The organism is Halorubrum xinjiangense (genome assembly GCF_900102375.1).
Classification (GTDB): domain Archaea; phylum Halobacteriota; class Halobacteria; order Halobacteriales; family Haloferacaceae; genus Halorubrum; species Halorubrum xinjiangense.
On record NZ_FNBO01000023.1, the window covers coordinates 1 to 18,319 of the forward strand.

At 60.3% G+C, this 18,319-nt stretch carries 12 protein-coding genes and 1 tRNA gene; 2 read left to right on the top strand and 11 right to left on the bottom strand.

What is annotated here, in order from left to right; genetic code table 11:
• Positions 1 to 237: 237 nt before the first annotated feature.
• The 11 genes from cas2 to F3H13_RS15970 form a co-directional block, all read right to left on the bottom strand.
• Positions 238 to 498 carry a CRISPR-associated endonuclease Cas2 gene (gene cas2, locus F3H13_RS15920; protein ID WP_149799985.1) on the bottom strand — a complete coding sequence of 87 codons (261 nt, stop codon included), beginning with the start codon at positions 496 to 498 and terminating at the stop codon, positions 238 to 240.
• Position 499: 1 nt separating this feature from the next.
• On the bottom strand, positions 500 to 1,492 hold the full coding sequence (cas1b, locus tag F3H13_RS15925; protein ID WP_149799986.1) for a type I-B CRISPR-associated endonuclease Cas1b: 993 nt from the start codon (positions 1,490 to 1,492) through the stop codon (positions 500 to 502).
• A gap of 3 nt (positions 1,493 to 1,495) precedes the next feature.
• Positions 1,496 to 2,053 (bottom strand): CRISPR-associated protein Cas4, encoded by a 558-nt coding sequence (gene cas4 / locus F3H13_RS15930; protein WP_223174439.1) that lies wholly within the window; start codon positions 2,051 to 2,053, stop codon positions 1,496 to 1,498.
• An 83-nt stretch (positions 2,054 to 2,136) separates the two neighbouring features.
• The gene (locus F3H13_RS15935; protein WP_262488618.1) at positions 2,137 to 4,857 is read right to left on the bottom strand and encodes a CRISPR-associated endonuclease Cas3''; all 2,721 of its coding nucleotides are present in this window, start codon (positions 4,855 to 4,857) and stop codon (positions 2,137 to 2,139) included.
• 124 nt (positions 4,858 to 4,981) lie between these two features.
• The gene (gene cas5b, locus F3H13_RS15940) at positions 4,982 to 5,773 is read right to left on the bottom strand and encodes a type I-B CRISPR-associated protein Cas5b (protein ID WP_149799988.1); all 792 of its coding nucleotides are present in this window, start codon (positions 5,771 to 5,773) and stop codon (positions 4,982 to 4,984) included.
• A 22-nt stretch (positions 5,774 to 5,795) separates the two neighbouring features.
• Complete coding sequence (gene cas7b / locus F3H13_RS15945; protein WP_149799989.1) at positions 5,796 to 6,821, bottom strand: type I-B CRISPR-associated protein Cas7/Csh2; 1,026 nt, start codon at positions 6,819 to 6,821, stop codon at positions 5,796 to 5,798.
• Between the two features lie 18 nt (positions 6,822 to 6,839).
• Complete coding sequence (gene cas8b / locus F3H13_RS15950; protein WP_223174440.1) at positions 6,840 to 8,957, bottom strand: type I-B CRISPR-associated protein Cas8b/Csh1; 2,118 nt, start codon at positions 8,955 to 8,957, stop codon at positions 6,840 to 6,842.
• 28 nt (positions 8,958 to 8,985) lie between these two features.
• Positions 8,986 to 9,801 (bottom strand): CRISPR-associated endoribonuclease Cas6, encoded by an 816-nt coding sequence (cas6, locus tag F3H13_RS15955; RefSeq protein ID WP_149799990.1) that lies wholly within the window; start codon positions 9,799 to 9,801, stop codon positions 8,986 to 8,988.
• Between the two features lie 225 nt (positions 9,802 to 10,026).
• Positions 10,027 to 10,446 carry a hypothetical protein gene (locus F3H13_RS15960; protein WP_149799991.1) on the bottom strand — a complete coding sequence of 140 codons (420 nt, stop codon included), beginning with the start codon at positions 10,444 to 10,446 and terminating at the stop codon, positions 10,027 to 10,029.
• Positions 10,447 to 10,794: 348 nt separating this feature from the next.
• Positions 10,795 to 15,264 carry a FaeA/PapI family transcriptional regulator gene (locus tag F3H13_RS15965; protein WP_149799992.1) on the bottom strand — a complete coding sequence of 1,490 codons (4,470 nt, stop codon included), beginning with the start codon at positions 15,262 to 15,264 and terminating at the stop codon, positions 10,795 to 10,797.
• A 440-nt stretch (positions 15,265 to 15,704) separates the two neighbouring features.
• Positions 15,705 to 15,776, bottom strand: a tRNA-Ala gene (locus tag F3H13_RS15970).
• Between the two features lie 259 nt (positions 15,777 to 16,035).
• On the opposite strand from F3H13_RS15970, the gene F3H13_RS15975 reads away from it, so the two are divergent.
• Together F3H13_RS15975 and ribB are read left to right on the top strand one after the other, a co-directional pair.
• Positions 16,036 to 16,794, top strand: a complete 759-nt coding sequence (locus F3H13_RS15975) for a DUF120 domain-containing protein (RefSeq protein ID WP_149799993.1) — start codon at positions 16,036 to 16,038, stop codon at positions 16,792 to 16,794.
• A complete protein-coding gene (ribB, locus tag F3H13_RS15980) occupies positions 16,794 to 17,567 on the top strand; it encodes a 3,4-dihydroxy-2-butanone-4-phosphate synthase (RefSeq protein ID WP_149799994.1) in 774 nt (257 codons plus the stop codon). Before F3H13_RS15975 ends, ribB begins: the two co-directional genes overlap by 1 nt.
• The last annotated feature ends 752 nt before the right edge of the window (positions 17,568 to 18,319 follow it).

Below are 18,319 nucleotides of genomic sequence, written 5' to 3' on the forward strand. Positions count from 1 at the left end.
GGATGCTTCAAACCCACAAGGGTTCGTCTGAAACCGAACGCGAGAGCCGCGCGGCCGACCTCGTCTCCGAGCTTCAAACCCACAAGGGTTCGTCTGAAACCCGCCCTGATCTAGGCGAGCATAGAGTGCTACTGGCTAAATTCTAATCAGTATTATCATCGACCCTCAATATCCAGAATTCCCTGGGGGGTCGATAATAATACTGCGAGCTCAAGCAATATGAAGCAGAAAATACAATTACGTGAACCGACTTCCGGGTTCGTCCGCATCTCCAAAGGTCGAGAGCTCGAACGCAGTTGGGTTCGAGGATTCGAATACGACGATTGAATCGTCGGACTCCAGTTTCTCATCGATATCGTTCTTCATCGCAGTAACCTGTCCTTCGGTGAGTTCTCCGTAGAAGACGGAGTACTGTAGATGCTCTAATCGACGACGGAGCAGTTTTCGGTATACGTGCGTCCTGTCTGCGGGAACGTCGTAAACGACGATAACGTACATCTCACCACCATCGTTCGGTTGCGTGGTATTCCTCGCCAGTCAATATGTGCTTCTTCAGGCTGAGAACGTCTGTGCGAACGAGCGTCTTGTAACTCACGTTCCGCTTGAGTCGTGGGTGCGCCACTGTCTCATCCAAGAGCTTCTCGAACTCTTCAAGTACAGTCATCCGACCGTTTTCTGTGAGAAGACAACCATCGAGTTCCGACTCGAAATCTTCGGCCGTGATCTGTTGTCGATTGACCAGTCGAAAAACGAGCCGGTCAGCCAGAATTGGTTTGAAGATATCGGCGATATCCAGAGAGAGTGTAAACCGACGCTCACCCGGCTCGTGTACGAATCCTACTGTCGGATCGAGAGCTGTTTTCCGGATCGCGGATACACAGGTTGTGTACGTCATCCCGTTCAGGAACGAAACGATGGCGTTGGCCTCGTTGGTAGGTGGATTGTACTCACGCTTCGTTAGCTCGAACGGCTCTCGTAGGATCCGGTCGAAGCAGCGGTAGTACGCTTTTCTTGCGTTCCCCTCAACCGCCCGGAGTTCATTGATAGTATCTACCGATGTCACTCGATCCTTCTCATCTGCTAGATCATCAACCGTGTCGGCGAAGTCTCCACTCCGTCCGTCATAGTACCGAAGGTTGCTCCGCATATTATGGATACTCGCTTGAGTGATCCGTTGTGCGATGGGGAGGCGGCGGTCATCATCGTAAGCCCGGACCTGTTCCACGACGGTGTTTCCGGACACCTGGCCTCTTTTCGGAAGGTATGATCCCCTATAATAGTCTTTCCACCCAAATACGTGCGCAGGTACGCCGTGATCGTTTAGCAGCCCCAGCGCGCGAGTGTTGAAGTCGATCTGTCCGTGGAGATACAGCGAGTCGATCGATTCAACCGGCAGATACTCTGTCTCACCGTCCAACGTGTCGATGCGCAACGTCCCCTCATTGCGAGAGAGTTCACCGTCAGCGAAGACGTGATGATTTGGTTTTGGCATTGATTACATCCAACAGATATCTTGGTACAGGCAACTATCGCAGTACGCTTTCTTTTCTAATTCTGGAGGCGTATCAGCAGCGACCGTGTCGAGGATTCCTTCGATCGTCTCCTCGACTTGCGCCGTGGTCTCCGGATTCAGCTCGACGGGTTCGCGGGTCCGCTCGGTCGGATACGCGAGCACCCCATCTTTTTCGACATCGTGGATCTCTCGTAGATACCAAAGATAAAACAGAAGCTGTATGCGAGCCGGCTTCTCCAGCGCCGAAGAAACTTTCACTTCCATTACGGCACCGGAGTCGAGTAGATCGAGCTGGATGCGCCCGTCTATCTGGAAGGATTTTCGCGAATCCCGGTAACTGGTTTCATCGACGTGGGTCCCACGCTGAATATTCGTTGTTTCTCTGTCAATGTCGATATCGCGCGACATAAACCAGAGTTCGCGTCGACAGACGTGGTAGTACTGGACCATAAGCCCGGTAATACGCGTTTCGGGCTCACGCGCAGGATCACGTTCCGCGGCGACGTACTCTTTCACGTCGGTGGGCATAGGGTTAGCCATCACCCCTAGATTCAGGGTATTCTCCTGACATATATATTTAAATACTAATAACCAATATAAATCTGTGGCAGGCCGGGGTCCACTCAGAAACTTGTGAAGCGACCGGAGACTCCGCCTGTTTCCTGAAGCCCACCACCCGCAAAATCGTAGGAGAGGCTGCCACTGCCAGTGTACCAGAACACCTGTGCGCCGTCCTCAGACGCTTCTTTCCCGTCGATACGCGTAATTCCAGCGGCATCTTCGATGACACTACCAGGAACGGAGACGCGAATATCGGAACAGGCGTCGAGCATTTCGTATGCCCGACGCGGACGATGGGAGAACATATCTCGAATCTCATTCAGCCGTTGGTGTTCCGGGGCAGTCACGCCGACCAACACGTCGAAGGTCTCCTGGCCTTCGATGAGTGACCGCCTCGCGAGACTCGGGGCATCGGCCTTGTCAATGTGTTCCCGGAGCTGTCCGCTCGAGAGTTGCTTCCCGCTCAGACGATCGAAGTAGTCGTCGACCGCTTCTTTCGAGACGTCGACATCACGGGCGTCCGATGGATTTGGAACGTCGTTGAGAATCTCCCCGATGAGTTCCAGATGGGCTGGTAGCTGAAGTTCTTCCCCGTGACGTTCGTACACGTAGTGAGCTAAGGGTGGGCCACTAGGGTTCTGCGGGATATCCTCGTCGATTCGGGCTAGCGTCCAGACAGTAACCTGTCCGCCGTTCTTCCCCCACTCGTACGACCGATTACAGCGGCCGGCTGCCTGTACGATACTGTCCGGTGGCGCGACGTCTCGAAACACTTTCTCAAAACTCAGGTCGACTCCCGCCTCGATCGCCTGTGTCGAAACGAGAATGAATGGGACGTCGCTCGTTGAGAGCCACGTCGCCAGTTGAATTAGAATCCGCCGATCGAACGGACGATATCGTGAATTGAGTGTTAAGAGGTAAGGGTCGGCATCGTCGTCCGGGTGCGCCGTTGGATCGAATTCTTCGGCGGCGGTCGGGTTCTCGAAGCCGACTTTTTCTAGTATGGCGGCCGCGATTGAGGTAACCGACTGGGAGGAAGTAGCGTCGATATCCTGCCGTTTCAGAACCGTTCTAATTGATTCTCCGAGGTGAACTGCTTTCGATCGATCCTGGATCGCGTCTGTCAACGTCCGAGAACTCTGAATCGTGTTACAGATAGCCAGACAGGAACCACGTTGACCGACAGCTTCGAGGACCCGTTCTGCGGCCGCTTCGTGGCTCAGATACCTCTTCTCCGGGGCACTTTTCGAAGGGTCGAGCGAGCGCGTAGTCGTGTCGATCGTATACCGGACACGTTCTGCCTCTTCGAAGTATCGGTCTTCTGGGACTGGGGGTAGGTGAGCCGAATACGTCGGTCCATCTTGACACCAACCACAGGAATCAGAGTCGTGATCCATACCGGCGCCAAGCAGCGACATCGTGTTCCGATCGCGAAGCAGTGTCGGTTGCGTCGCCGTCATCGCGATGACCCGAGCATTGTACTCGTCGGTAAGCAGAGACAGTAGTCGCTGGACGCCGTCCCACCAACCTTTCGGCAGCGCCTGTGGTTCGTCGAGAATAATGAGCCCGCCGTCTAATGTGGAGAGTTTCAAGCCTTGACGGTTAGTGGGGCCAGCCAAACTCTCGAAGAGTTGGACGAAGGTGGTGAGGATGGTGCCATCACGCCAGGCCTCGCCGAGAAGCGCGGCTTCCTCCTTGGCATCCGTGTCGTCGGCGTCGTCCGTCCCGGAATCGCGGTAGACTACAGTCTCACTCAGGTAGTGGTGGACAGTAAGTGCCGATTTCGTTGGATCGGCGCCCCAGAGTTCGTCATCTTCGAAGAGTGAGCGAGTCTGTTCGATGATACTCGTGTACGGTAGTGCGTAGACGATCGGCCGCGGGTCAGATCGTTGTTCTGTCTCGTCGAGTAGATCCCGAGCTTCGAACGCCGCCGAGAGGCCGGTGAATGTTTTACCGAGTCCGGTAGGTAACGAAAGAGTTGCGACCGCAGAGTCGTCGCTGTCCAGCCACTCGTGTACTCCACGCATCGATTGTCGGCGTGCTCGCTCGCGATCGTCGTTGAGTTCAGCGGTAAGTTCGTTTTCTGGCGATGAACCCCGAATATCGACAATATACTCCTCGATGGCGTTTTTATCGAGCGTGTCAAGATCAAAAACAGCCTCCTCATCGAGGGGGATCGCGTGGCTCTTGTCCGCGAGCGTGGTGGCAGCCCAGTAGTGGAGGAGCCGGTCGTAGAGCTCCGAGGGGAGCTTCTCGGATTCGGGTTCGACGCCGCCGAATAGTTCCTCAGCACTGTGTTCTCGCAATTCATCGGCCGCGGAGCCGGCGCGAGCCCATTCGTAGAACTCCGCCCACGAACACTCAGAACCTGCCTGTGCGAACAGTTCCGTGATCGCTGTTGGCCAAGAAGAGTCGATCGCGTCGAGCTGTGCTTGGAGTACCTCTGAACCAGATTCGAGGGCACCGGCTAGCGTTTCCGCGGTGTAGGTTACCGCCTTCGGAAGCGCCTGATGATGACGCGCAATTGCGAGCGTTCCAGCGAGTCGATCCCGAGGGGGCGCATCCAGTTTCCCGAGTACGAACCAAGTCGCGAGCGCTCCGAACCGAGCGTGAGCTTTCTCCTCGGGTGGTCCATCGTATTTGCCCCGGACATACGCCTGAAACTGTGGGGTTGCTTTCCCGATATCGTGTAGGGTCGCCGCGGCTCTGAGATAGTCCGCTCGCTCGTCGGCTGGACCGAACAATCGACAAGCCCGATCCCCGACAGCCGCGTTGTGTGCCACCAGCCGCAGGTCTCCGTCCGGTGTCAGGCTCTCTTGATCGTACCTGTCGCGATCACTCGGGTCGTCAATTGGATGAGAAATGAGTGGCTGCGTCATTGACTGGAAAGGGTACGGTTCGGTCGTTCTATCGGAACACGACGGTCCGATTTCCGATCTGAACGGGAGTTATGTCGGTCCCATCTGCGACTTTCACTCGTTCGTCGCTGCGGTTGGTGAAGACGTAGTCGTCGTAGCGTGTCGTCCGTCGACCGCCACTGTCGGCCTCCATGACGGCTGGCGACCGTTCCACACCGTAGGACACGCCGGGTTGTGGTATTGTATCCGATAGCGATACCGGTACGACCGAATCGATAGTGTCGTTATTTGAATCGCGAGTTGGAGTGGAATCGATTGAGACATCTTCGATACTCGCCAAATATTCGGATTTTCCGAGGCTGGGTGGATAAACCGAAGTCCCGTCGTTGAGGTGATCGCGTAGAGCTGTATAGAACGATGGGTCCTCGACCGCGACATCAATCCTGTACGCGGGGTCAGCGAGTACCTCGTAGGAATGGAGTTGTCGGTCCTTCGTCGTGTCTTGGTAGGTTATCTGGTACGAGCGCCAATGGCCACTCGTTGGGGCGACATCTTGTTTCGGGTCAGTTCCAACTCCCGTAGTCGGAATATTAATTGTCCGGAGATCTGAGAGCGCCGTAATGGCGATCGCTGAGTTGTCGTCCTGGAACACCTCGTAATAGGAATCCCGGTCTGAGCCGACGATAGCAGCTAGTAACCCCGCAACTGTCGTTCGTGGGGGGATCCGGTACGTCTGCTTAGTGACGCTCCGTCCAACTCGTTTGAAATGTCCCCATGTGGACCTGATGGTAAAGGAAAGACAACTGTCTGGGACACCATCATCGTCGATGTCTGGGGTCATTGTGCTGTGGTAATCGTAAACACTAGTTTGCGAGGTCACGCTCTTCGATGACGTCGATTTCGTGAACATCGTGACCAGCTTCCGAGAGTACCTCTCCGAAGTTGTCCGCAGAGACCGTCTCAGAACCAGTATTGACGGTAAGACGTCGATCACCGAGAACGTGGACGGTCTCAATATTGTCGGAGACTTCCGAAAGGGTCTCCAAGAGGTCAGATACGTTAACGACGACATCGGACACAGAGCGGAGCGGCTGCTCGCTCTCATCACTGAGGTCGAGTAGGTTCTGGAGACCGCCGACGTGGAAGTCCTTCTCCGAATACTCGACTCGCACGTAGAGCCGCGGCTCCTGACCGAGCTTCGACCGCGAAGTCGTCTGATTCTTTAGAGCGCGCCAGCACAACGTGTCGAGGCGCTGAACGTCGTCTTCGGAAAGGTTCGTTGCCGCGGCGTTATTATTGTCCACAAGCCCCCAGAAGGGGAATATTCCGTATTTGATGCGTTTATCGTCGAGATCGAATCCACCTTGGCGGTTCTCCTCACCGGTCGAGATAACACTCGTCAGTGAGTCGTACTCCTCGTTTTCTTCTACCTCGTTCAGCGACTTCGAGGGGAGGAACTGAACCGGTCCCTGGTAGTTATTCGGGAAGGAGTCGCCGAGTGCCTGGCGGAACGCCTCATCTTCTTCATTGTCGCTGGATTCGAAGCTAAGAGTCGCTCCGAAATATCGGACGTCTGTCGCAGCGTCGAGGAATTCCTCACCGAGGTCAGCGACATCTTCGATATCGTCGGCATCGTTGATGTCTTCCAAGACATCCTTGACGAGGGTCGTCCGAGTCCGAGATTCTCCGTCGAGTTTCTTCACGTAGATGTCGAAGCCGTCGTCAAGGAGCTGGTCCCGGAGGTACCGCTTGAGACGTACGTCGGTGATAATTCCTTGTCCCGTGTCCGGGTCGCGGCGGGGCCGGTTGTCGCCGATGGGGTTGCCATTGGGATTACAGTCCTGGGCGTCGTACACGAAGAGGATCTCCGAGCGGTTGGGTGTCGTCATTGGTATGGTGGTTATGGTTTAGTCGGCAGACTGTTCTTCGGCCGTATCGGCTTGGGTACCATCTTCTCTGAGATCGAACGCGACAGGCATCGACCTGCGTCCGTGGGCGTGACCAAGCACGTAACAGAATCGAAGTTCGCGCTTATCGATATCCCATTTAGTGGGCATCTCCTCGGTCGTTTCAAGCAGTTCATCAACGGTTTCCGGGAAGAGTACGTCGCGCTCGTACTCCGAGTCGTGTGCGTAAATTTTGGCTTTTTCAAGAGCAGAGGTGAGGGCGTTTTCGAGCCCGTTTGCCGTGAGCTCGTCACCTGCTGTTTTCGAATCCAACGGACGGCCGATCCCGCGTTGGTTTTCTTGATACCAGCTTACCTGCCCGACAAGTACACCCGATACGGCTGCTGCGCGTCGGGTTGTTGAGTCGAACAGTGGCCGTTCCAAGAATGATTTGAGTCGCTGTTTTCGAATTTGCGATACGTCCGTCATGTCGGTGTCGCTCTGTGTTATTGAGGTCATATCTTGGTCTGGTTCGATGGGAACGTCGAGGCCGTTCAGAAGTCCAGCTCGCGAGAGAGCCTCCAGCTGGACAAGTTGCTGCGCGATTAGTGGTGCCGGTGGTGGATCGCCGTCTTCGCTGGCATCCTCATATCGATTGAGGTACTCTTGGAAGAGTACCGACGCCTCAATGGGGGTACCAGCGATGAGACGGTGGTCAACGATACGGCGGAAGTCATCTCCCTCCTCGTCGCGGTACGCGAAGGTACTATTCGTGAATTCGTGACCAGCGATCAGTCCGTAAGCAACTTTTCGGCCTTGGTCTCGGTCTGCCGGGAGATCCAGTAGCGGCCATCCATCAAACGGGGTAAAGCCGCCGCGTCCCGGATCGAGAGTTGCTCCTTGTCTGGTGTCTACTAGGGCATCGGCAAGAGTAGTTAACCAGTACGTGTCGGCAGCCGATTCCTCAGCGACGATATTCTTGTCGTCGCTAATCGGCATTGTGATCATATAGAACCGGAGTTCTGTTTCAGCGAGCTCACGAATCGATTCATCATCGCTGTCCTGTAGCCGATAGGTGACACGGGCCATCGGTGGCGTCCCCGTCTCATCGTCATCGGGTTTGCGAAGAGCATCGATCGCGCGGTAGAGCAACTGTGCTTTCTCGGCAGTGAGCTCCCCGGCAAAATAGGGCAGCGCGTACGTTTCCATGCCACCGTTGCGGTGGACGCAGGCTTCAACCAGGTCCTGCCCCTTCGAGAATAGCATCGCAACGTCCTCGCTAACCGGATAGTTCCGCCATGACTCTTGTTTGCGCAGAGCCGGTTGGGCGTCCGGGTGTTTGACCGAGAATATCCCCAAAGGACTCTCTGGCGTCCCAACAACGTGTCCCTCGCTACCAGTAACAACTCCGACGGCGTCACCTTCTGACGTACCGGATTTGATGTTTTTGTCGGCGGCGTTGCCCGTTGCGTACCGGCGCATTGCTATATCGAGAACGTCGATATCACCCGGATAGACCCAGTCTATGCCGCGATCATCCGGCCCTTTAATTTCGCCGGTATCAACACGGAATCTGAACGTCAGGACCGTGGGGATGGATTCATCAGCTGGAAGCCGTGAAACGATATCCTCTTTGAGAGATTCTATGCTATCGGAATCCTTCTCAAAGAGGCCTTCAAGCGCGTCGATGATCCAGCCATCCGGGTGGCCGTCATCACCAGTCACACTTTGAACCCGATCTTGCCCTGTCCAGGAGCGAACGCGGCTGAGAATCGTACCTGCGACCCCGTCGGCGTCGTTCCCGTTTTTTGAACCGATTTGTGTGAGGCTGTACTTCGCCCCACGCCCAGAGGACTTGTGTGAGTACCCTAGGTTCGGGATGTCATCCTCTCGAAGTGGCTTACGATCAAACCCCTCGATAGCCGGTGTATCACCGGTTAAATTGACATCAACGGTGATGAGACGGCCTTCGTCAACGAACGGGTCGAGCTTACTTGAGGTCGTGTACAGTTCGCCCCCGCTTTCGGCGACGGCTAGAACGCCGTACAGAGCCATCACGTCCTCGAAGCTCGCCGGCGGGCGATCGTGCCAATATTCCTCAATTGCTTCTTGGAAGCTCTCTTTCGTGGGGGTGCTCACGGTTGAGCCACCTCCCATCGACTCGAAATCATCGAGAGCCCTCCTGAGCTTGGAGTGCCTCTCGAGGGCTGACTTTCGATCCCTCTTCGATGTTGATGAACCCCAGCCCCAGAGCGTTCCGTTCGCCAATTCCAGCGTCGAGCGCCAGATTCAGGTGACGGCGGTGGTGCTCGTCGCGAACTTCGTACTCGAACCGCCATTTCGAGAGCACGACCGTCCGTTCCTCGCCCTGTGTCACTTCGAGCGGGAGCGCGAAGGTTTTGATCAACTCGTACTCGCTGAATAGGCCTCCATCACGGTCAGTCGGCCCCGGGAGTTCTTCAGGGCAGAATAGGTTGTGTTTTTTGTCGAGATTCTGCTGAAGCTGCGTTTGAAGTGGCTCCATGGAATGTTCCGGTCGCCAGAATACGGCACCGTCACCATCTGGATCAACTCCGTAATCATCGACTTTCCAGGGGGGGATGCGGACGAGGAGACCGGTGCCACTCTCAATCGTACCCCGAGTACCTGGTTCCCCAACATCGGGAGAGATCGACGTGACATCAGTCACCTCGAATGGCATCTCTCCGACGTTAAACTCCGAGTCCTGCGCGAGCCCTGTGGAAATGGCTCGTAGCAAATCCGGGTCCGCTGCCGAAACGAGCACGTTTCGCTGTTCACCTTCGGTGATATCACCCCAAGGGAAGATATTGGAGAAACACAAACCAATTGGACGCTCTGCGTCATGGAGGTCGATGAAGTCTGTTCCCTCAAGTGCGCGCCAGATTCGACCCCGAAGCTGGTGATGGGCGGCGTGATCATACACCGCGTTCGCTTGGGCTTCGAGTCGGATCAGCAGTCGCATGAACTGCCCCACCGATGTCTTATTTTGGAGAGCATGTCAGTTAGGCGTAACTGTCTCTCAGAGTATAAGCGTTTGTGCGTCCCGAGGCTATGTGGAAGTTAATAAATCAGAACATCCGGGAGATTCTATTTAATAGGAGTACAAATAACAATTTCTACAGGACAATTGATTCCTGTGCGGTTGCCTTTGCTACCAGATCATAAATTTAGTTCTTTTAATTGCCATTCAAGAATTCATTTGTTCAATCTCTTCCTCGATCACTCTCATCTTTATCTCACGAATGAGCACATTCTGGTCAAGTGTAGTGATCTTATTTCGCTGTTCTAGCTCTGTCAGTAGCTCATCAACAGAAAGGTCTGAAAGCTTTTCACGCTCTTTTTCGGCCTGATAGTGCGCCTCGGCATCGGGTGTCTCGTAGGTCCAAATTACTTCGTCAATTCGCCCATCAACTCGACGTATTTCGCGATATCGACCAGGGACAGTAAGCAGGTAGTCGTCATCGGGATCCGGTTCCCCATATTTTCCATCCCAGTGGAACGGTTCATGTCGTTTCCATCCGCCTCCGGGGGTCATCAATTGGACTTCGTACTGGACACTACGATCTTGACTCACCAATCGATCACGCAACGACTGAAGCAGGCTCATACGTTGAAATTACGGTCTACGTGAACATCAACCATTTGCCAACCACGAATCAACGTTTAATCAACGTTTTTCCAACGTATTCCCTTGGTTTATCGACGTTATCCATCCAGCTCGAATAGGGGCAGCGCAAGGGAGGAATAGCTCCCTGGGCCTCCCCTGACAATCAGTCTGCGACGAGGGGGGCGATGACCGTGATCCGTACGTCAACCTCACGTAGGGGGCGTCCGTGGCGCTGTTTACTGGACCCGCGCGAGTTCGTCGTAGCCCTCACCCGAGACTTCGATTCGAATGCTCTACCAGCGCCGCCGCTGTCGCGGGAGACAATCGCGGCCGCCACCGGGTCGAGTATCACCCGGGTGGATCACCTTCGACGGCGGTCGGCGCCGGCGGCGCACCACGGTCCAGTGGCACTGGTACCACTAGAGCCGTGTCGAGAGGCCAATCGTCCCCGAACACCCGGACATTCCATGTATAGTATTGGTTATGTGCGGAGTGTCCGGGTTCGGAGCCGACAGCGCCGTCGCGAGCGGGTAACTTGACCTCTCCGGCGCCGGGCGTGTCGGCCGACCGGTACTCAGTCGCGACACCGGTGCCCGCAGAGACACGCTCCAAGTACCCCGCGTCGGCAAGCTCGGCGAGGACACGCCGGACTTGGCGGCGGCTCACGTCAACAGCGTCGGCGACGTCGCCAATCGTAAACTTGGTGCCGAGCCGGCGGTACGCGTGGGCGACCCGGCTCGCGGTGTCGCTCCAGGTTTCAACGACTTGGGCGCGCCCGACGACGGGGAGATCCTCGCGGAGCGCAGACGTCCGCGCGATGACAGTTGCCCCGCTGTTGCCCCGTGTGAACCGGAGAATTGCTTGGGTTGTTTGGTCCTCCCGCATATGCTTGAGGTACGTATTTGCGAGGTCGCTCCCGTAGTCGAGCTCGGCCCCCCGACCGCCGACACGGTCGGTGTCGACCTCCTCGCCGGCGAGCGCACAGAACCGTTCGATCGCGTCGTCTCCGTAGTGCTGCGATCCAAGGACGGCCGCGAGGCGGTGGTCGCCGAGGTCGTTCGACCCGGTGACGTTGCCGTAGTGATCCCACGCGGAGACGACACCGTCGAGCCGTGTGTCGTCCTCCAGTACCTCACGGACGCCTTTCGTGGTGATCGCGGCCGGACGCCCGACCTCGACGGCATCCTCGCCGCGCTGTCGAGGCGCGTCGATCCCAGCGTACTCGTCGGCGATCGCCTCCAAGAGCGCGACGTCGCCGTCGGTGTCTTTCGTCTTGGGGTCGCCGGAGTAGGCCCGCGGCCGGTCGTCCGCCTGGAGGACGCGGAGATCGAGTGCCTCCTCTAAGAACTCCGCGCGTTCGCGAGCGGTGTCGTGGATGTCGTCGGTGTCGACCTCTTCGCCGAGTGCGACGGACCACAGCGGCGCGCGCCCGGTTGCGTCCAGTCCGACGAGCGGAACCCCCTCGCCGGCAGCGTCGGTCCGTGCGGGCGGTGTATGGAGCCGTGCGCCGTGTCCGTTCCGGTCGAGGATGGTGCGCGCACGCTCGCCCGTCTCGGCGACGTCGACGACGGTCCCGTCGGTCGCGTCGGGGTCGAACGCCCACTTTGAGGTGTTGACGCGCTCCGGCTCCGGCTCGACGACGGCACTGAGGATATGGTGCGCGTCGGGGTGTGCGTAGCCGTCGTCGGCCCACGCGGCGACCCGACGGCAGCCCTCGCCGCCCCCCCGCAGCGCCGTTACGGCGGCGTCGAGGACGGCGCGAGCGCCTTCGCGACGGTCGCGGGCGGCGTCGGCAGCGTCGGCGACGAGCGCCCGCAGGTCGCCCGCTACGGGCAGCGTGTCGGCGTCGACAGCCTCCGGCGTCGGTGAGACGAGCCCGCCGTCCGTCGCGCGCTCCAGCGGCTCGCGGACGGCGTCGTCGGCCCACCCGGCGAGTCCCGACGCCGGTTGCTCAACGTCGACCGCACCGATCGCAGCGACAAGCTCGTCGTACACCTCGGCGGGATCGGCCTCGCCGTCGGCAACCGTCGCCAGCGGCTCGCGGAGCCCGAGCGCCTCCAGCGTCTCGCGGTCGACCTCGGCGAGGATCTCCGCGGCTTCGTCGCGAGCGTCGAGCAGCTCCTTTGCCCGCCCGAGCGTCACGATCGCGTCGTCGACGCCGGCGTCGGCCTCGGCGGCGCGACCGTCGAGCCACGCCCGGACCCACTCGTCGGCGGCGAGGTCCACCTCCAGCATATCACGCCGGTCGTCGACGTCCTCCCGGAGACACTCGGTGAGCCACGTCGCGAAGTCCTCGGCCGTCTCGCCGAACTCGGAGACGAACGCCTCGCCGGGGAACTCGTCGAGGACGACGGCCCGCGGCTCGGCGTCGACGCTGCCATCGGCGGCGCGGGAGAAATGCGTGCGGACGCTCGCGACGTGGGCGTGTATGTAGCTCCCGACGAGGAGATCCGGTGCCTCGTCGGCGTCGGTGATGCGGTCCCACCCTTCGCCGTATTCACACCGACCGCCCTCCTCCTCGTGGTCGGAACACGGCAGCGGCGCGCCGAATAACCCCCGCGCCTGTCGGTGGATCTCTCGCGGCGTATAGCCGAGGCGGCGGGCGACGTGGACAGCGAGCGCCCACGCGACGCCGTGGTCCCCCTCGGCGGTGTCGCACGTCGGCCGGTCAAGGTCGGGTGCGTCGTCGTCCTCCTCGCCGCCGTCGAATATGTCAGCGGTGTCGACGTCGTCGGCGTCCGCCTCCTCCAGCTCGTCGAACGCGGCGGACAGGATCGCCCACCGATCGCGGAGTCGCGTCTTTCCGGCCTCGCGGACATGAGAGACGGCGGCGGCGAGGACTCCGTCGCGAACGCGCTCCCCGGAGAACACGGGAAGGACCTCGGCGTCGACGCCCCAGCGGTCGGCCTTGTCGAGCGCCTGCGCCTGAAGCTCCTTTCGCGGCGCGAGGTACGACAGTGGCCGGTTGCGGGCCGTTTTGACGGTGCCGGTCGTTTTCCCGGTCGCCGGCAGCGCCGTAACGACGGTCGGCGCGTCGTCGTCGGCTGTCGCCTCGCCGAGGAGCGCCTCGACGTCCTCGCGGGCCGCCTCCAGCGCGTCGGGCGCGACCCCGTCGAACGCTCGGGCGTCGACGAGCTCGTCGCTCGGCGGGAGCTGCGGTGTGATCTCCCGAGCGCCGTCGGCAGCCGGTTCCCACCGCGGGAGCGGCGCGCCGTACTCTGTTCGGGCGATACCGTACGCCTCGGTAAAGTCCTCGCCTCTCAGGGCCTCCCGCGGATCGTCGAGGAGGCCGCTGTCGAGCGCGACGAACCGGAGGACGTCGACGACGCGCCGGGTGTCGGCGTCCCAGATCGTGCCGCTGTCGAAGACGAGGACTGACTCCTCGGTTTCCGACTCCCGCCACGCGGGGTTTAGCGCGCGAACGGCCTCGCCGTCGACGTCGTCGTCGGTCGCCGTTACCTCGGTCGCGAGCGCGTCGGTGTCGAGGTGGAAAAACGACACCTCCCCGATCACGTCGAGGACGGCGTCGAATTCGGCGATCGCGTCGGTCGTGGTGTAGTATTCGGGCAGCGGGGCGCCGTACTCCTCGCGGGCGAGCGTGTACGCCTCGGGGTACTGGGCGTCGAGGGCGGCGTCGCATGTGTCGACGAGCCCCTCGGTGACCGCGACGGCCCGGACGACATCGACAGCAGAGCCACACTCGGGACATGCGAACATCTCTCCGGGGTCGGCCCCGCGGAGACGGTTGTCGTCGAAATCGTCGGGGGTCACACGGCCGGCAGCGTCCCACGCGCGGCGCGGATCAACGGTAACGGACACCTCACGTGGGTCATTCCGGTGCCCCTCGTTGTCGCCGCTGGAGCGTCTCAGCTTGGGGATCGAAAACCCTAGATCGCGGAGGTGGTCGATCGCCTCAAAGAAGGTCGACCCGCCGACATCACTGGGTTCGGCGCCGGTATGGTCGATAAGCCCAGCGTCGATCGCCGCCATGACGACGGGGCCGCCGTATCCGCCGTCGTGACCGGTGTCATTCCAGATCCGATCGTCAATATAGTTCGCGGTCCCGCTGTCGTCAGACGATCCCCATACCGGGAGGAATGACCGCTTATCACGAGTCCATTCACGGACGATCGTCTGTTCACCGACGCGTTTCGGGTCGAGACGGTCGAGCGCACGGAATATGTCGCGGATATCGTCGGTCGTCTCGTCAGCATCGGTCGCTTTCGGCTCGTAGTCGGCGAGATTGTAGTCATCGCGGTCGGTTGACGGTGTCTCCTCCGGAAGTTCGCCATAGTCACTGAGGACCTCCTCCAGCGCCTCGGTGTCCCATTCAACGATATTGAGCGGCGCCCCGAGGATGTGATCGCCAGTCGCGACGCACACGTGCTTATTCGCGTATATTTCGACAGCTGGGGGGCCGTCGTTCGAGCCCCACTCCTCAGTGTCGATTGTGAATTTAGCCTCGGGGAGGTCACGGGGGAGATCACCCTTGTAGAGGGCGTGAACCCCGGTACCGGAGGTCGACACGTCGGCGTACGTGAGCCCGAGTGCGTCAAGGATAGCAATGAACTTCGGGTGGACCTCGCCGGTTTCAGGGTCGCGGACGTCGTCACCGTCGACGAACACGTACGGATCGTCGTGCTGCTGGAGGAACACGCGACCGTCAAGGCGAGGGTCCTCCTCAGCAATCTCGACAGTCTCGCCGTCGACGTAGTTCTCCTCTAAGCCCCACTTGTATCGCGCGTCCTTATCCGCGTTCGCCTCGGGGTGGTCACGATCCCCCCAAGGCGCAAACGGGCGCTTTTCGCGATGTCCCATCCATCTCTCCTGCCGCAGTAACTCAGGTGGATAGGTGCCACTTTCAGTAGTAGAAAAATCAGCGTCACTCCAGTCTCTCGATGTGGCATATTCTCGATTACCCTCATCAATTCTATTTTGGGCGTCTGGAGCCTCAGTATCCTGCTTACGAGGCATGAGGACACCCCCATACAGTCAGACAGAGCCGAGACCACTCTAGAATCCAAGTATGAGGGAGCCGTAGGTTTCCAGAGCCCCCTACTCGGGGGATGCCCTCGCAAGTAGTGGACTCACAGTACTGCTCACTATCGTGATCGACGGACAGCTTGGACCCTCGTTGCGAGTTCTCGTCAACTCTCCTCTGAGTGCCCAGTATGGGATATATAAGCGGTAACCGAAGTTGATGAGAACAAGACCCGAAAGATGAGTCTACGGTCCTTCTGGAACGAGTAAAACCGGAGTGGACTCGCGGGGATTTGAACCCCGGGCCTCTTCCTTGCGAAGGAAGCGATCTGCCACTGATCTACGAGCCCTCATCACGAATCAATCCCCGTTCGTATTTGTACCTTACCTTTCGCTGACCGGTGCGGGAGACGCTCACATCCGAAAACCGAACCGGTTCGGGGAATCGCCGGAGACGCCGCGAAGCCGACCGGCACCGACGGGATTACGTATCCAGCGCGGGAATCATCAGTTCCAGCGGTTTCCGTTCGATTCCGCCGAGCGATTAACGTTTTTGAGATGCGTTCCATATTCGTTACCCTTTTGACCGCGGACGACCGACTGTGAGGTATGTCAGACGCGACGGCGACCGACGCGAACCCCGACGTGGACCCGGCCGCGCTCGCGGCCCTCAAACACGTCGGGCTCGTCGGCGGCCTCTCCGAGACGAAGGTGTCGTGCGCGGCGCTCGGCGACCGGCTCGACGCCTCCACGCAAACCGCCTCCCGGCGCCTCCAGACGCTCGAATCCGCGGGGTACGTCGAGCGCGACGTGGTCAGCGACGGGCAGTGGGTCCGCGTGACGGACGCCGGCGAGGCCACGCTCCGCGCGGAGTACGCCGACTACCGCCAGCTGTTCGAGTCGGACGTCGAGCTCTCGCTCCGCGGGTCGGTCACCGGCGGGATGGGCGAGGGACGGCACTACATCACGCTGTCGGGGTACGCCGAGCAGTTCCGCGAGCGGCTCGGCTACGATCCGTTCCCGGGCACGCTCAACGTGAACCTCACCGAGGAGAGCGTCCGCCGGCGCGGCGAGATGGCCGGCATCGACGCCGTCCCGATCGGCGCGTGGGAGGGCGAGGACCGCACCTACGGCGCCGCCACCTGCTACGGGGTCACCCTCGTCGCGGACGGCGAGCGCTACGACGAGGTCCACGCCATCGTCCCGGACCGGACCCACCACGACGACGACCAGCTCGAACTGATCGCGCCGGACCGCCTGCGGGACGCGCTCGACCTCGCTGACGGCGACAGCGTGGAGGTCCGCGTCGAGCCGACGAGCCGCGCCGACGAGCCTGAATCGGCCGCCGTCGAGACGGAGGCCGCCTGATGCGCGCCGACGTCGACGCCGACCCGGAGGCGAACGCGAGCGCGGCCGAGGCGGCCGACGCCGCCGGCGAGAGCGACGCCGCCGAGGCCGCCGAGTCCGTGACCGAATCGGCCGACCCTGTCGGGCGCGCGCTCGACGCCTTCCGCGCCGGCGACCCCGTCTGCGTCCACGACTTCGCGGACCGCGAGGGGGAGACGGACATCGTCTACCCGGCCGGCGCCGTCGACGAGGCCGCGGTCGCGCACATGCGCAACGACGCGGGGGGGCTGATCTGCGTGGCCGTGAGCGACGCGGTCGGCGACGCGTTCGACCTGCCGTTCCTCGCGGACGCGCTCGACCACCCCGCGGTCGACGACGATCCGGACTACGACGACCGCTCCTCGTTCTCCCTCCCCGTGAACCATCGTGAGACGTTCACCGGGATCACCGACGCGGACCGCGCGAAGACCATCGTCGAGGTGGCGAACGCCGCCGGCCGCGTGCGCGACGACCCGACCGGCTACGGGCCGGCGGACTTCGCGGCTGAGTTCCGCGCGCCCGGCCACGTTCACGTGCTGCGCGGCGACCGCGACGGCCTCGCCGGGCGGACTGGCCACACCGAACTCGGCCTCGCGATGGCCGAGGCCGTCGGCGCCGAACCCGCCGCCGTCGTCTGTGAGATGCTGGACGACGAGACCGGCGACGCGCTCGCGCCCGCAGACGCCGCCGCCTACGCGGCCCGCCGCGACATCCCCTACGTCGAGGGCGCGGCCCTCGTCGAGGCGCTTCAATAATCGACCGCCGCTGCGGTCGGCGCGCACCTGCGAGCGGTCGCCGAGGGCGACCGCGAGCCAGCGCGTGCGAGGGACGCGGCGAACGCGAGCGGCGAAGCCGCGAGTCGTGAGCCGCGAGGCTGGGGAGGTGAGAGGCTGCGGTGCGGAGCAGTTCTGGGCGGGAATCAAAGGGGCAGTCGCGAGGACAGCGCAGGCGACGCAAGCACTGGAAGGAGCGAACGGAGTGAGCGACTGAAGCGCGTGGTTCGAGACGCCTCCGGCGTCTCGTCATCACGAAAGGCGCAAAGCGCCTTTCGAACGACAGCGAGCGTGCGCTGTCCTCGCGACTGGGGCTTTGGAAGTGTTCCCCGCCGATCAGTGGTTGGGTATTGTTGACATCCTCCTCCGCCTGAAGGCGGAGGAATCCCGAGCGGTGGGAGTTTCAGGTTCGCAACCATGACTTCGCCACTTCACGGGAGTTCACATCTAACCCAGTAGTCGTGGTCGGTGGCTGACTGGCCATGCCAAGTGGCCGTTACTCCTATCCTCGGTGTTGGTGACTCCCATCTGTTGTTTTTGCCAGCAGGGAGTCGCTGAAACGTCGTCAGACTCGGAGGTATCGTTGGGCTTTCTCAGACCGACGGGCACTCGACAAACCCTTCGAGGATTCGTGTTCACCGCGTCAGCGTTTCGGATACTGCCTCGTTACGAGGGCGGACAGGCCGCCTCCGAAGGTCGTTCGGAATCCGCTCCGTTCCGACCTGACCTTACCG